The sequence below is a fragment of the Cobetia sp. PS-4MA genome, from assembly GCF_057670765.1.
The window spans coordinates 368,800-383,909 of record NZ_CM173107.1; the positions used below are offsets into that span (position 1 = coordinate 368,800).

At 62.2% G+C, this 15,110-nt stretch carries 13 protein-coding genes; 8 read left to right on the forward strand and 5 right to left on the reverse strand.

Annotated features, from left to right (window positions below; translation table 11 throughout):
• Positions 1 to 55: 55 nt before the first annotated feature.
• Complete coding sequence (locus AC26AR_RS01730; RefSeq protein WP_084209392.1) at positions 56 to 1,297, reverse strand: ribonucleotide-diphosphate reductase subunit beta; 1,242 nt, start codon at positions 1,295 to 1,297, stop codon at positions 56 to 58.
• Between the two features lie 281 nt (positions 1,298 to 1,578).
• Entirely contained in the window at positions 1,579 to 4,479 is a 2,901-nt protein-coding gene (locus tag AC26AR_RS01735) for a ribonucleoside-diphosphate reductase subunit alpha (protein WP_084209391.1), read from the reverse strand.
• A 617-nt stretch (positions 4,480 to 5,096) separates the two neighbouring features.
• Between AC26AR_RS01735 and AC26AR_RS01740 the strand changes: the two genes are divergently transcribed.
• From AC26AR_RS01740 to AC26AR_RS01755, 4 genes are all read left to right on the forward strand, one after another.
• Complete coding sequence (locus tag AC26AR_RS01740; protein ID WP_077378895.1) at positions 5,097 to 5,807, forward strand: winged helix-turn-helix domain-containing protein; 711 nt, start codon at positions 5,097 to 5,099, stop codon at positions 5,805 to 5,807.
• 3 nt (positions 5,808 to 5,810) lie between these two features.
• Positions 5,811 to 7,472 carry an ATP-binding protein gene (locus AC26AR_RS01745; protein ID WP_176502972.1) on the forward strand — a complete coding sequence of 554 codons (1,662 nt, stop codon included), beginning with the start codon at positions 5,811 to 5,813 and terminating at the stop codon, positions 7,470 to 7,472.
• Positions 7,473 to 7,537: 65 nt separating this feature from the next.
• A complete protein-coding gene (locus AC26AR_RS01750) occupies positions 7,538 to 8,002 on the forward strand; it encodes a lipocalin-like domain-containing protein (RefSeq protein WP_139345494.1) in 465 nt (154 codons plus the stop codon).
• Positions 8,003 to 8,216: 214 nt separating this feature from the next.
• Positions 8,217 to 8,423 carry a cold-shock protein gene (locus tag AC26AR_RS01755; protein WP_077378903.1) on the forward strand — a complete coding sequence of 69 codons (207 nt, stop codon included), beginning with the start codon at positions 8,217 to 8,219 and terminating at the stop codon, positions 8,421 to 8,423.
• A gap of 230 nt (positions 8,424 to 8,653) precedes the next feature.
• On the opposite strand, the gene AC26AR_RS01760 is transcribed toward AC26AR_RS01755, so the two are convergent.
• Positions 8,654 to 9,565, reverse strand: coding sequence for a LysR family transcriptional regulator (locus AC26AR_RS01760; protein WP_077378906.1), 912 nt, complete (start codon positions 9,563 to 9,565; stop codon positions 8,654 to 8,656).
• Between the two features lie 378 nt (positions 9,566 to 9,943).
• Between AC26AR_RS01760 and AC26AR_RS01765 the strand changes: the two genes are divergently transcribed.
• Together AC26AR_RS01765 and AC26AR_RS01770 are read left to right on the forward strand one after the other, a co-directional pair.
• Entirely contained in the window at positions 9,944 to 11,125 is a 1,182-nt protein-coding gene (locus tag AC26AR_RS01765) for an MliC family protein (RefSeq protein WP_488107446.1), read from the forward strand.
• A 164-nt stretch (positions 11,126 to 11,289) separates the two neighbouring features.
• Positions 11,290 to 11,910: an FMN-dependent NADH-azoreductase gene (locus AC26AR_RS01770; protein WP_084209388.1), complete on the forward strand. Its 621-nt coding sequence runs from the start codon at positions 11,290 to 11,292 to the stop codon at positions 11,908 to 11,910.
• A 142-nt stretch (positions 11,911 to 12,052) separates the two neighbouring features.
• On the opposite strand, the gene AC26AR_RS01775 is transcribed toward AC26AR_RS01770, so the two are convergent.
• Together AC26AR_RS01775 and AC26AR_RS01780 are read right to left on the reverse strand one after the other, a co-directional pair.
• The gene (locus tag AC26AR_RS01775) at positions 12,053 to 12,679 is read right to left on the reverse strand and encodes an IMPACT family protein (protein ID WP_191236528.1); all 627 of its coding nucleotides are present in this window, start codon (positions 12,677 to 12,679) and stop codon (positions 12,053 to 12,055) included.
• A gap of 26 nt (positions 12,680 to 12,705) precedes the next feature.
• A complete protein-coding gene (locus AC26AR_RS01780; RefSeq protein ID WP_077378921.1) occupies positions 12,706 to 13,182 on the reverse strand; it encodes a LexA family protein in 477 nt (158 codons plus the stop codon).
• 478 nt (positions 13,183 to 13,660) lie between these two features.
• On the opposite strand from AC26AR_RS01780, the gene ccmA reads away from it, so the two are divergent.
• Positions 13,661 to 14,374, forward strand: a complete 714-nt coding sequence (gene ccmA / locus AC26AR_RS01785; protein ID WP_176502975.1) for a cytochrome c biogenesis heme-transporting ATPase CcmA — start codon at positions 13,661 to 13,663, stop codon at positions 14,372 to 14,374.
• The gene (gene ccmB, locus AC26AR_RS01790; protein WP_488107447.1) at positions 14,371 to 15,093 is read left to right on the forward strand and encodes a heme exporter protein CcmB; all 723 of its coding nucleotides are present in this window, start codon (positions 14,371 to 14,373) and stop codon (positions 15,091 to 15,093) included. Before ccmA ends, ccmB begins: the two co-directional genes overlap by 4 nt.
• The last annotated feature ends 17 nt before the right edge of the window (positions 15,094 to 15,110 follow it).

A 15,110-nucleotide genomic window follows, 5' to 3' on the forward strand; every position in this document is an offset into this window, starting at 1 on the left:
AGCGGAGACAGGCGTCAGTCGCGTGCCTGTCTCCGGGAGAGGGAGTGATCAGCGATCAATCCCAGCTCAGGGCACCGCCGACCTGATATTCGGTGACGCGCGTCTCGAAGAAGTTCTTCTCCTTGCGCAGGTCGATGATCTCGGACATCCACGGGAACGGGTTCTTGGCGCCCGGGAACTGCTCCTTGAGGCCCAGCTGCGCGAGGCGACGGTTGCAGATGAAGTGGAGGTATTCCTCCATGATGGCCGCGTTCATGCCCAGTACGCCGCGCGGCATGGTGTCACGCGCGTATTCGATCTCGAGCTGGGTGCCTTCCAGAATCATCTGGGTGACTTCGTCCTGGAATTCGGCGGTCCACAGGTGCGGGTTCTCGACCTTGATCTGGTTGATCACGTCGATGCCGAAGTTCAGGTGCATGGACTCGTCACGCAGGATGTACTGGAACTGCTCGGCGACGCCGGTCATCTTGTTGCGACGACCCATGGACAGGATCTGGGAGAAGCCGCAGTAGAAGAAGATGCCTTCGGTGACGGCGTAGAAGCCGATCAGGTTGCGCAGGAATTCCTGGTCCGCTTCCGGTGTGCCGGTATGGAAGTCGGCACGCGCCAGCGCCTGGGTGTGCTTGAGGCTCCAGGCGGACTTGCGCGCCACGGAGTCCACTTCACGGTACATGTTGAAGACTTCGCCTTCGTCCATGCCCAGGGACTCGATGCAGTACTGGTAGGCGTGGGTGTGGATCGCCTCTTCGAAGGCCTGACGCAGCAGGTACTGGCGGCACTCCGGGTTGGTGATGTTCTTGTAGACGGCCAGCACCAGGTTGTTGGCGACCAGCGAGTCGGCAGTGGAGAAGTAACCCAGCGAGCGCATCACGATCAGACGCTCGTCTTCGGTCAGGCCGTCCTGGCTCTTCCAGAGCGCGATGTCCGCGTTCATGTTCACTTCCTGCGGCATCCAGTGGTTCGCGGAGCCGTCGAGGTACTTCTGCCATGCCCAGTCGTACTTGAAGGGCACCAGCTGGTTGACGTCGGCGCGGGCATTGATCATGCGCTTCTCATCGACCTGAATGCGCTGGGCACCCATTTCCAGTTCTTCCAGACCCTTGGCCACGTCAAGATCGTCCAGCGCCTGCTGGGCGCGGGCGATGCGTTCCGCTTCGCTGACCGCGTAGCCTTCGCTGTTCTCGCTCGCGACGGCAACTTCAGCCGCCGGGGCTTCGGCCTGCGGCGCCGGTTTGGCAGCGGCCGGCTTCTCGGCAGCGGGGGCTTCGTCTTCGTGGAAATCGTCCCAGTTCAACATGTTGCGTTCCTCGTGTTCGTAGTGGTCACGCGGGCAATCAGCGTGACAAGAAGGCGTTGGCGGTGCGTCCTGCGACGCTGGCGCCATCGAGAGGCGTGATCTGCCGAGAGGGAAGGTCAGGCCCGGGCCGTGTTTCGAGATAATGTCAGGAGGCAGTGATTGTTGTGTCGGCACAAGACCGAGCCAGGCTCGGTCTTGAGAAAGTGCCGCAGCCCGCCTGCCGGGGATGTCATCGCAGGCGGGGAGTCAGGCAGGGCCTGACTCGAGTCTTGCGCAATCGCTTACTGACAGGCCTCACAGCCCAGCTCATCGATGTTGCTGGCGGAGGGGGCACGCTGACCGCTCTTGCCTTGCAGGAAGTCTTCGATGCCACGCGGTTCCGGCTTGGCTTCCGGTGCCGGGGTCGGCGCGGGAGCAGGAGCCGGGGTCGGTGCGTTGCCGACGGCGTTGTGCTTGCTGCGATCGACGGTGGACTTCTCCACGGCGGTCGCACCCAGAGCACGGAGATAATAGGTGGTCTTGAGGCCACGGAACCATGCCATGCGGTAGGTCACGTCCAGTTTCTTGCCGGACACGCCCTGGATGTACAGGTTCAGGGACTGCGCCTGGTCGATCCACTTCTGGCGACGCGAGGCGGCTTCGACGATCCACTTCGGCTCGACTTCGAAGGCGTTGGCGTACAGCGCCTTGAGGTCTTCCGGAATGCGCTCGATCGGCTGGACGCTGCCGTCGTAGTACTTGAGGTCGTTGATCATGACCTCGTCCCACAGGCCGCGCGCCTTGAGGTCGTTGACCATGTAGGCGTTGACCACGGTGAACTCGCCAGACAGGTTCGATTTGACGAACAGGTTCTGGTAGGTCGGCTCGATGGACTGCGAGACGCCGCAGATGTTGGAGATCGTCGCGGTCGGCGCGATCGCCATCACGTTGGAGTTGCGCATGCCCTGGGTGCGGACCTTCTCGCGGATGTAGTCCCAGTCCTGAGTCTGGCTTTCGTCCATCTCGATGTAGTCGGCGCCACGCTCGGTCTTGAGCTTCTCGATGGAATCGATCGGCAGGATGCCCTGACTCCACAGAGAGCCGTCGAAGCTCTCGTAACGGCCACGCTCGGCCGCCAGATCACTGGAAGCTTCGATGGCGTGATAGCTGACGAGTTCCATGGATTCGTCGGCGAAGGTCACGGCTTCTTCGGAGGCATAGGCGATGGACTGCGCGTAGAGCGCGTCCTGGAAGCCCATGATGCCGAGGCCGACCGGACGGTGACGCATGTTGGAGCGACGCGCCTGCGGAACGGCGTAGTAGTTGATGTCGATGACGTTGTCGAGCATGCGCACGGCGGTACGTACCGACTTCTTGAGCTTGTCGCCATCCAGCTTGCCGTCGATGACGTGCTGCGCCAGGTTGATCGAGCCCAGGTTGCAGACCGCGATCTCATCCTCGGAGGTGTTGAGGGTGATCTCGGTGCACAGGTTGGACGAGTGCACGACACCGGCGTGCTGCTGCGGGCTGCGCAGGTTGCACGGGTCCTTGAAGGTGATCCACGGGTGGCCGGTCTCGAACAGCATGGAGAGCATCTTGCGCCACAGATCACGCGCCTTGACGCGCTTGAACAGCTTCAGCTGGCCCTGACGGGTCATCTCCTCGTACTGCTCGTAACGCGCCTGGAAGGCCGCGCCGTACAGGTCGTGGAGGTCCGGGCAGTCGGACGGCGAGAACAAGGTCCACTCGGTGTCATCGAAGACACGCTTCATGAACAGGTCCGGCACCCAGTTGGCGGTGTTCATGTCGTGGGTACGACGACGGTCATCACCGGTGTTCTTGCGCAGGTCGAGGAATTCCTCGACGTCCATGTGCCAGGTTTCCAGATAGGCACAGACGGCGCCCTTGCGCTTGCCACCCTGGTTGACGGCAACGGCGGTGTCGTTGACGACCTTCAGGAAGGGCACGACGCCCTGGGACTTGCCGTTGGTGCCCTTGATGTAGGACCCCAGTGCGCGCACCGGCGTCCAGTCATTGCCGAGACCGCCGGCCCACTTGGAGAGCATGGCGTTGTCGCGGATGGCACCGTAGATGCCGTCTAGGGCATCCGGCACGGTGGTCAGGTAGCAGCTGGACAGCTGGCTGCGACGGGTACCGGCGTTGAACAGGGTCGGCGTGGAGGCCATGTAGTCGAAGCTGGACAGCAGCTCGTAGAACTCGATGGCGCGACCTTCGCGGTCTTCCTCGTTCAGGGACAGACCCATGGCGACACGCATGAACATGACCTGCGGCAGCTCATAGCGCACGTCGTTCTGGTGCAGGAAGTAGCGGTCGTACAGGGTCTGCAGGCCGAGATAGGTGAACTGGTTGTCACGTGTGTGATCGATGGCGGCGCCGAGGCGATCCAGATCGAAGGTGGCCAGTTGCTCATCCAGCTGCTCGAAGGCGATGCCGCTCTCGATGTAGGCCTTGAAGGCGACCGGGTAGTGGTCCTTCATCTCGCCGAAGGTGGCCTCGTCAGCGACCTTGAGGAAGCTCAGGGCTTCGCGGCGCAGGTTGTCCTGCAGCAGGCGGGCGGTGACGTAGGTGTAGTTCGGGTCCTTCTCGACCAGCGTGCGCGCGGTCATCATCAGCGCGGTGGACACGCCATCGACCGGCACGCCGTCGTACAGGTTCTTCAGCGAGTCATCGACGATCTTCTGGGCGTCGACGTTGGACAGCTCGGCGCAGGCATCGAACACGAGTGTCTCGATACGGCCCAGATCCAGCGGACGCACGCTGCCGTCGAGGTGCGTGACATTGATGGTCGGGTGCGGCTTGGCGATGCCGTCGTTCTGCGCGCTGCGGGCACGGGCGTGCTCGTCACGGTAGAGAACGTAGGCGCGGGCCACCTTGTGCTCGCCGGAGCGCATCAGGGCCAGTTCGACCTGGTCCTGGATGTCTTCGATATGCAGAGTGCCACCATCAGGCATGCGACGCTGGAAGGCATCGGTGATCTGGCTGGTCAGCTGCTGGACCAGATCGCGGATGCGCGAGCTGGACTCGACCTGATCGCCTTCCACGGCGATGAACGCCTTGGAGAGTGCGACGGAGATCTTGCTGGCATCGAAGGGCGCAACATCGCCAGTGCGCTTGATGACGCGCAGGCGCTGGGGTGCGGTCACGTCGACTGCCGCCTGATCGGTGCTGAAAGTGGAATCCATGACGCCTTCCTGAATCGTCTGAAGGTGAATCGTTGCCCGGCGAGGGCCCGTGGGCAAAGCGTGTGTCACTGCCGGCGAGGCACCCGGTGGGGCGTGCCATCACGTACGGCTGGCTGACATATCGTCTGTTCGCTGTCTCGGCTGGCATGACCCGTCAGGCCACTGAAAGGCGGTCAGACAGGAAATTCGGTACCGATGACAGCTTGGTCGCGGCAGATCATGCGTTGCCGCGCCATCTGCTGAATCATCTCTTTCGGGCTTGACTTGAGGCTTGAAAATTGCCTTTCCGGCTTATGGGTGCGGACGTCGCCAAAACCCTACATATGGGGTGTGAGCTGAATTTGGACACAAGATAGTGTTGTTTTTGGGGTCGTGCAAGTGGATAACTTGTGGGTAAGGTGTGGTTGAAAATCCGTGCCTGCCGCCCGGGGATGTCAAGACATTGCGTGTTAATTTCTTTGCCCCTCGTCAGTGCGCATGTGTGCGGGACAGCTGGCGCGTAAATTCCCAAATTGGCGTATCATTCGTGACAAATCACCCTGAAAAGGTTACGACGTGGCACAGGACGGTAACTCCCTGTGAGCCGCTGGCCACGCCGACCCAACGATGCGGATGGAATGCCCTTGGATACCAATGCGCAAGAACATGTACTGATTGTCGAGGATGACGAGCGTCTGGCGACATTGACGCGTGAGTATCTCGAAGCCAACAACTTCCGCGTCAGCGTCGAACACGATGGCGGCCGGGCAGTGGACCTGATCATCAGCCTGCGCCCCGACATCGTGATCCTCGATCTGATGCTGCCGGGCGAGGATGGCCTGTCCATCTGTCGTCGCGTGCGGCCCCAGTTCTCCGGCCCCATTCTGATGCTGACGGCACGTACTGATGACATGGATCAGGTGCTGGGCCTCGAGATGGGCGCCGATGACTACGTGCCCAAGCCTGTGCAGCCTCGCGTGTTGCTGGCGCGCATGCGTGCCTTGCTCAGGCGGGCCGACGGCCCGGAAGAGGCGGCAGGCGAGACGCGTCTCGTCTTCAATGACCTGGAGATCGACAACGCTACCCGTGAAGCCTGGCTGGCGCGTGAGCGTATCGAGCTGACCAGTGCCGAGTTCGATCTGCTGTGGCTGCTGTCTTCCAATGCCGGGCGCGTGCTGACTCGTGAAGAGATCTTCTCGGCGCTGCGTGGCATCAAGTATGACGGCCAGGATCGCTCCATTGACGTGCGCGTCTCGCGCATCCGGCCCAAGATCGGTGATGACCCCAATCACCCTGAGCGGATAAAGACGGTACGCAGCAAGGGTTACCTGTTCGTCAAGGACCTCTGATTCATGCGGCGTGCGCTGTCTGACAGTATCTTCCTGCGCGTCTACGTGGTGCTGCTGCTGGCGTTGCTCCTGACGCTGGGCGTGGCGTTGGGCGGTTATCAGCTGACCAACGCTGTCCGACTCGAGGCCTACCAGACCCGCCTGGGGGCGGCGCCGATGCTGCTGCTGACCCGGCAGGTGGCCGAGGCGCCTCCTACCGAAAGGTCGAGCCTGCTGGAGCGCTCCTCGCGCCTGCTGGATGCGCGGCTGATGCTGGCGCCTGTCGAGGTATTCGACCTCAACTGGTGGGAGAAGCGCCGTCTGGCTGCCGGCCGGCCTCTGGTGCATGAGCATCAGGATGCCGGCTGGCAGCTACTGATGCAGGTGCCGGGTGAGGAGCAGGTGCTGGAGCTCAGGCTGCTGCATCTGGCTGAGCGACAGTTGCGGGGATTGATGTCGTTGCTGCGGGAAACCTTGTTGCCCATGGCACCGGAGCAGCGTGTCGCTCTGTTGTCGGAGCTGCAGGATGCCTCCGGGCTGGCCTTCGCTCAATTGCCTGACATGCCCAATGGGCTGGATGCGCAACAGGTCGGGCGGATCAACGACCAGCGAGTGGTGCTCAACATGGCAAGCCATGGACAGGCGCTGGCGCTCTATACCCGCCTGGAGGGTCACAACCTGATCAAGGTCGGGCCGCTGCAGGTCTTCGAGACGACCCCGGCGGCATTGATCGTTGCCATGATTCTGGCCGTCATCAGCCTGTTGGGGGGTGTCATCTATCTGGTCGTGCGTTCGCTGGAGGCACGGTTGACTCGACTGGAGAAGGCGGCGACCCGGATTGCCGGCGGCTACCTCGATACGCGGGTCAGGATCGAGACCAATGACTTTCTTGGCCGTCTCGGCATGGCCTTCAATGGCATGGCCGAACGCGTGCAGGGATTGCTGGGAGCCCAGCAGGACATGATTCGCGCCGTCTCCCACGAGCTGCGTACCCCGGTGGCACGTATCCGCTTCGCGCTGCAGATGATCGAGGACATGGTGGATGATGATTTCGTGCTCCGGCAGATCAAGGGCGCCGATGGTGACATCGAGGAGCTCGACAAGCTGATCGACGAGATCCTGACCTATGCACGCCTCAATGACGCCGCCGGGGTTCAGCTGGATCTGGGGGCGGTGGACTGTCGGGAAGTGGCGGAGCAGGTCTGTGAAACCTTGGCGCCACTGCATCCTGAGCTGCTGCTGAGCATTGAAGGCGGTGCCTTTGATGTGGAGGCGGAGGCACGCTATCTGCAGCGTGCGCTGCAGAATCTGGTCTCGAATGCCTGTCGGCATGCAGATTCACGTGTGCTGGTGCGCATTTCCAGAGACCCGCAGGTGGTGCGCATCGATGTCGAGGATGATGGCCCCGGCGTGGGCGAGGAGGACCGCAAGAAGGTCTTCAAGCCATTCGCGCGACTGGATGATTCACGCACGCGATCTTCAGGTGGCTATGGTCTGGGGCTCTCCATCGTGCAGAAGATCATGCACTCTCATGGCGGAAGCGTGGTGGTCGATCGGGGCATCGCCCTGAAAGGGGCACGTTTCAGCCTGCTGCTGCCCTTGTCCAGCAGCAAGCTGGGACGTGAGGCGCCTCCTTCCTTGCCGCCCGTGACCCCCGGGGAGGGGGATGACGGGCAGCGCACCTGAGCGATGCTACTCTATCGTGATACGCAGTGGTGCGAAGCGATGTCATCAGCGAGGAGGGCAAGTGGATGAATCTGCAAGATGCGAGCCGTGACGTCGGGGCTCTGCATGACGCATTGATCGGCTCCTGGGAGCTGCAACGCTTCTGGTATGCCTGGCCGGATGGGCGTGAATGGGAGCCATTGGGGAGGTGTGCGGGTCAGCTGCACTATCTCCCCAATGGCTTCATGAGCGTTCAGCTGGCGGCTCGTGAGCGTGAACCTCTAGGGGTGGCGCCCACTGATGATCAATTGATGGCGGCCTTTCGGCAGGGCTTTGCCTATTGTGGGCGCTGGTGCTGGGATGAGCGGCGTCAGGAGGTCCGTCATCAGGTAGACGTCGCGAGCATCGCGGACTGGAGTGGCGTGACGCTGGCGCGGCGAGTCCAGCTCACCGGAGAGTCACTGCTGCTGGGCACGGACGCGCCCAATCTTCAGCTGCCTGCAGGGGGCTATACCACCTGGCTTGCCTGGCAGCGCCTTCATGATAGATGACATCATTACCGAAAAGGCTTGACGGGATCATGGCTTAAGGTGCAAGGTAACCCCTGTTGGATAGCAAGACGCACCACTCAGTCGCCTGTGCTGCTCGGTAAAACGCCTTGAGCGCCCCGAAATGCCTCGCTGATTTGATGCATGGTTTTGCTTTGCCCACGCTCTTCGGGTAATGCCCGTTATTTCAAACATGCTAATCAGAGAGGAATTTCTCATGGCAACTGGTACAGTTAAGTGGTTCAACGACGCGAAAGGTTTTGGTTTCATTGCTCCGGCTGACGGCGGTGACGATCTGTTCGTTCACTTCTCCGAAGTCCAGGCAGAAGGCTTCAAGACCCTGCAGGACGGCCAGCAGGTCTCCTTCGACGTGACTCAGGGCCAGAAAGGCCTGCAGGCAGCCAACGTCAAGGCTATCGACTGATCATCACTCGCTGCGGAATCCGTTCCGTGTGAGATGATAGATGTCTAGAAGCGCCCCAGCTCATGCTGGGGCGCTTCTGTTTGTGTGCGTGAAAAACGCAGTATCGGTGACCTGGTACGCCCCGCAGGGGCATGCTATGAACAAGAGCCCCGTCCCATTGCACGAGAAGCGCAGTGGGGCGGGGCTCTTGTCGTTCAAGTGGTTGTCCGGAGATGCCCTGGGGCATTGGCTCAGGCTGGCTTTACGCCGCTGAGCACCTCGAAGGAGGTCTCGCGGGCAGTGCGCAGGAAATCATCCATCCAGGGAGTGCCCAGCAGATCCTCTCGCACCGCGGCATAGAGCGTCGCCCAGATTCCGTCGCCCAGAGGCAGGCCGCGAACGTAATCGCGGGTCAGGTATTCGGCCAATGCCCAGTTGGGCAGTGCCGTCACGCCGCGACCGCTGGCGACAAGCTGCATCATCATGACCGTCATCTCGGCATGGCGGATCTCGCGAGGGCTGATGTTGGCGGGTTCGAGGAACTGGGTGAACACGTCCAGCCGGTCATGCTCGACAGGGTAGATGATCAGCACTTCTTCCCGCAGGTCTTCCGGTTCCACACGGCCCTTGAGAGCCAGTGCATGCTGGCGTGCCACGGCCAGCATGACTTCGTAGCGGAACAGCGGCAGGTACTGGATACCGGTCATCTCCACCGGATTGGCCGTGATGACCAGGTCCAGCTGCTCGCGACCCAGCGCCTGGAGGGGAGAGAAGCTATGGCCCGAAGGAATGTCGACCTCGATCTCCGGCCAGTGATCCCGGAAGCGATCCACCGTCGGCATCAGCCATTGGAAGCAACTGTGGCATTCGATGGCCATATGCAGCCGTCCTTGCTCACTGCCTGCCATGCGCGCGATGTCACGCTCTGCCATGCGAAATTGCGGCAGTACCTGTTCTGCCAGTGACAGCAGGCGTTGCCCTGCACGGGTGAACTCGACCGGGCGCGTCTTGCGAATGAACAGCGGCGTGCCCAGGCGCTCTTCCAGGTCCTTCAGTTGATGTGAGAGGGCGGACTGGGTGAGGTGGATGCGCTCGGCAGCCTCGACCAGCGAGCCGGCATCACGCAGTGCCAGCAGCGTGCGGAGATGGCGTAGTTCGAGCATGATGAGTTTTGCTCATTTGGATGAGTGAACAGTTCATTTTCATTCAATTCTTGGGCGAAGTGCTGCGCAGGTCAATCGCTGCTGCGCGAGGAAGCGTCAATGAGCTCCGTTGGGCATTCCCCCTGAGCCTGATGGATCTCGGCATGGCCATCGCAGAGGGAGGCATCTCATGCAGGCAGTGCCAGTGTCTTCACGATGACGGCACCTCATGGGAATTGCCGTGAATCGAGGCCCACAAGGCTGGCTGCGCTTGATAGACTTTCTTCATGCGCCAGGATGGCGTTGCTCTCTACGCCTTGAAATCACGCTGTGTCGCCGCCTCCAGCGGAGTGCGGTGCGTTACTTTCTGTCGTCAGGCATGCCCAAGGAGGGCTTTTCATGTTTCCGTTTCACTCGCGCCCGGATCATACGAGGGCCGCTGCCTGTTCGGCGCCAGATGTCTCGCCTCGTCGTGGCGGGCGTCAGGTGGCCACTATCACGACATGCACTGCGACAGGTATCTCGACAGGCGCCTCGGCCAATCTCCTGTGCGTGTCGATGATGGCGCTGCTGAGTGGCTGCTCCATGCTGTCGGATGAATCGCGTGATGCGCCGAGTGCGCAGGTGATGCCGGCACCGCTGAAGATCCCTGAAGTGCGTCCTGCCACGAAACCAGTCAAGCCCAGGGCACCCAGTGCCGAGTCGCTGGGTCAGGCGCCGGCGGTGACATTGCCCGCGACCTTCCTGCCGCCTCGGGGGGCCAGCGAGTATCAGGTCTGGCGCTGTACGCCGGCGCAGGATCTGTTGATGGCCTTCAGTGATGGACAGGACGCTAGGGGTAGGCCTCCCGTCTCTGTGGCGAAGGACACTCCTCAGGAGGCGACTGCTGAAGGCTGGCTGCGGCTATGGTCGCGTCAGCATGCCTACGCCCTGGGGCATGTGGTGAGTGCTTCCGGCGCCCGTTATCGGGCCAATGACGCCCCGGTCTCCGAGCGGCAGCGTCAACAGGCGGAGGGGGGAGCCCGTGAACTGGAAGTCTGGTTCAAGGGGCGGGAAGCCACGCTGCACAATGCGCGCGGCAATCTTGAGTGCGTTCAGGATGATCAGCGCACCATCCAGATCCCCGATGACCAGCCGCTGCTGGTGGCACAGGGTCACGAGCCTGAGTGGCGTATCAGTCTGGATCGAGCGCATAACCGGATGACGGTGACGGCATCGCCCGACCTGTTGGGTGCCGTGCAAGGCAAGGCGCGGGTGTCGCAGGACGCTACAGGCGCCGATGACGGCAGCTCTGGCGTTGCCGGGAACGAGAGCGGCAAGCAGGAGCAGGAGTCATCGTCGCTCAGTCAGCTGACGTTACCCTATCGGGTCAATGACGACGGCAAGCATGGCAAGGTGCTGTCGGCGCGCTTGCCGCGCGCTTCAGTCGGCAGGGGGTGGCTGAAACTGAGCCTGACGCCGGGTGCCTGCTTCGACACCATGCAAGGTACCCCGTATCCGCTGACCTCCGAGCTGACTCTGACGCGAAAAGGGGGAGAGTCTCGAGATCTGAGTGGCTGTGGTGAGGCATACCTCCCCTGACACGACGTCTTTTCGTCGATTTTTTCGAATGGTTGGTGCGATCTTTATCGCTTTTCGTGCCACGGAGTTCATCTATCATGGCGGGCAGCTCTCCATCACGGGCAACGGATGCCAAGCCTGGCTCGTGATGGGAAATCGTCCTTTCTGTCTGCGGAGAACCTGCCATGTCTGCCACACCGCTCAATGTTCTGCTGGTCTCATCTTCCCTGTTCGGAGAAAAAGGCAACTCTCGTGAACTGGCTTCCGCGTTCGTGGATGCCTTGCAGGCGTCCGGTCACGAGCATCAGTTGACGCATCATGATCTGGTCGAGCGCGACCTTCCGCACCTGGGCGCCGCCGAGATGCAGGCATGGATGACGCCGGCGGATGAGCGAAGCGCCGAGCAACGCAAGCTCGCCGAGCTGTCCGATGGTTTCCTGGCCGAGCTGAGAGCGGCAGATCTGCTGGTCATCGCGGCACCGCTCTACAATCTGGGCCTGCCGACCCAGATGAAGGCGTGGTTCGACCGGGTGCTGCGTGCCGGCGAGACCTTCCGCTATACCGAGAAGGGGCCGGTAGGTCTGCTGGAAGGCAAGCAGGCACTGGTGCTGGCAGCACGTGGCGGGATGTATGCGGGCAGTGACCTGGATTCCCAGACGCCGCATCTCACATCCATGCTTGGGCTGATGGGCATCACGGATCAGCACTTCGTATACGCTGAAGGCCTCAACATGGGCGATGAGCAAAAGGTGGGAGCTCTGTCAGAGGCCAGGACAGGCATCGCCAACTACGTGGATGCTCTCTGACCCGGTGTATCTGCCGTAGCTGAGTCACATTGGTTGAGCATGATGAATGAAAACGCCACCGCCGCTCTGAGAGGAGCGGCGGTGGCGTTTGTGCTATCGGGAAGCAGAGGTCACTGGGGGAGGAGCCAGTGGCCGGAAACGCTCAGCCTTGGTCTTCGAGCACTTCCAGTGCGCCCTTGAGACGCGCATGCAGTTCTTCCAGCGGTGGCTGAGCGCCGCCTTGCGGCCAGCCGGCCGTCAACACCACGCCATCGGCGGCATAGTCGCTGGCATCCACCGGTACATCGTAGCCGCTCAGCCAGTGACGCACGTCGGCCTCATGAGCGAATCCGACCTTGAGGCGTCTGGGTGTACGCGGCGTGAAGGTGGTGGTGGGCAGTCGCTCGAGGGCGTCGAGCACGGCACGGCTGTATGCACGAGCCAGACCACCGGTGCCCAGCTTGATGCCGCCGAAGTAGCGGATCACCACGCAGGCGATCTGCCCCACGCCGCTGCCTTCCAGTACCTGATACATCGGCCTGCCGGCGGTACCGCCCGGCTCTCCGTCATCGGAGAAGCCGATGGCATTCTGCTCATTCGGCGCACCCGCGATGAATGCCGTGCAGTGATGGCGTGCATTGGGATGGGCGAGATGCGCCTTTACCAGCAGCCGCGTCATGGCGTCTGGTGTCGGAGCGTGGGCCAGCCAGGCGATGAAGCGGCTCTTCTCGATCTCGATGCTGTGCTCGTGATGCGCCTCTGGCGCCAGTGCAGGTATCTGATAGCTCATCGTGCCATCTTAGCAAAGCGTCGCCCTCAATGAGTGACGGCGTTGCCGCGTACGACACCCATCACCATGCCCAGCACTTCGATATCGGCATTCTTGAGGTAGATGGGGGCCATGCTGTCGTTGGCCGGTTGCAGGCGTACACCGCTCTTCTCGATATACAGCTTCTTCAGCGTCACTTCCTGCTGGTTGATCATCACCACGGCGGTCTCACCATTCTCGGCACTTTCACTGCGCTCGATGATGATGATGTCGCCATCATGGATATTGCAGTTGATCATCGAGTGGCCGCGAACGCGCAGGGCGTAGGTATTGCGTCGCACCATGCGCGTCGGCACGGCGATCGTGCCGCAGTCGGCGATGGCTTCGATGGGCATGCCGGCGGTGATGTTGCCGAGCAACGGGATATCCATCATGTCGCTGGCAGTGATTTCCTGCCAGGCCTCGTCATTGAGCGGCAGATTGTGAAGGCGCTGAAGGTAGTGTGGAGCGTGAAGACGTGACATGAGCTATCCCCTGATGCTGTGCGGTCGGCAGAGGGAGCCGACCTGCGATGCAGCGTGAAAGGTCGTCAGGCTGAGTTCATCTGCGGCCTGATAGGCTCTGCGAACATGATGACAACGCGATGAGAGCCGACCCGTTCGGTCTGCTGCCCGGGTAATGCCAGGCATGCGATGACGATACTGTATGAGTACTGTTTTTGTATACAGTGTCTGCATCATAGCAAGCCAGCGCGAGGTGGCAAGGGGTGAGTCGGTCGTCGATGCCAATCAGGCGATGAGTGTGTCGTATGAATGTGCACCATGCCTTGCTGATGGAACGCACGAGAACTTGACTCCCGCGCAAGGCTCGACGTGTGCGGGTCGCGTCATTCGGGCGACCGGTGGTCAGTGCCGGCTTCAGCTCGTAGAATGACGCGATTGGATCCCTCGGGACCAGCCTCTGATGTCGCGCTCCGCGACTGACCAGCCGCGAGATGTCGGGATGTCGATCCAGCCAGTCAGCGATGAAGCCCGTTGCGTGCCGCCCTTGCTGGCGGTGCGGGCGCTTGGGTGTGAGCGCGATGAGCGCTGGCTGTTCCAGGCGCTCGACTTCAGCCTCGCGGCGGGCGAGATCCTGCAGATCGAAGGCCCCAATGGCAGTGGCAAGACCACCCTGCTCAAGATTCTGTCCGGGCAGTTCCATGATCACGAAGGCGAAGTGCTCTGGCAGGGGCAGCCTGCCTCGCGGGTGCGCGACGATTTTCTGGGATCACTGCTCTATCTGGGTCACCAGCCCGGCATCAAGGGCACGCTGACGGCATTGGAAAATCTTGCCTGGTATCAGGCGCTCGGTGACGCCGCATCTTCTCGAAACGCCGCGGAGCGACGCTCGCTCGCCTGGGCAGCGCTGGACGCCGTGGGGCTTGCCGGCTTCGAGGATGTCCCGGCCCAGCAGCTGTCGGCTGGTCAGCAGCGGCGCATCGCCCTGGCGCGATTGCATCTGACACCGCGTCGACTGTGGGTGCTCGACGAGCCCTTCACTGCCATCGACATCGATGGCGTCCAGGCGCTGGAGGCGCTGCTGCTGGCGCATGCCGAGCGGGGTGGCAGCGTGGTGATGACGACCCACCATCGCTTCTCGGATGTCTCGCGATTGCGCCGAATAGGCCTTGGAGAACGCGCTGGCGCGGAGTCGAGGGAGGGTGCCTGGGCATGAGACATGATCCTCTGACACCATTGTCCGAGTCTCCCGTTGCCTGCTCGTTGGGTGGAGCACTCAAGGCGACACTTCGACGCGACCTGCGTCAGGCGTTGCGCCGGCGCAGTGAGCTGATCAACCCGCTGGTATTCTTCGCCCTGGTGATCACGCTGTTTCCGCTGGGGATCTCGCCGGACAAGGCGCTGCTGGCGACATTGGCGCCGGGGCTGCTGTGGGTGGCGGCCTTGCTGGCCACGTTGCTGTCACTTGAGGGGCTGTTCCGGCGGGACCTCGACGACGGTAGCCTTGAGCAACTGCTGCTGACACCCCAGCCGTTGCCATTGCTGGTGCTGGCCAAGGTGGCGGGGCACTGGCTGTTGACCGGTCTGCCGTTGGCGCTGATGGCACCGCTGCTGGGCGTGATGCTGGGGCTGCCGAGCAGCGCCTTCGGGGTGCTGATCGCCTCGCTGGCGCTGGGCAGTCTGAGCCTGTCGCTGATCGGCGCGATCGGCGCGGCGCTGACGGTCGGGCTGCGGCGCGGCGGCGTGCTGCTCTCGCTGATCATCCTGCCGCTGTACATTCCCGTGCTGATCTTCGGCGCCGGCGCGGTGCAGAGCGCCGTCACCGGCATGCCCAGCGCCGCCCACCTGGCCATGCTGGGTGCGATGCTGGCGCTGGCACTGTTGCTGGCGCCGCTTGCCATCGCCGCCGGCCTGAGGTTGAGCATCAATGGCTAGTCCCTGCTCCCTGCCGG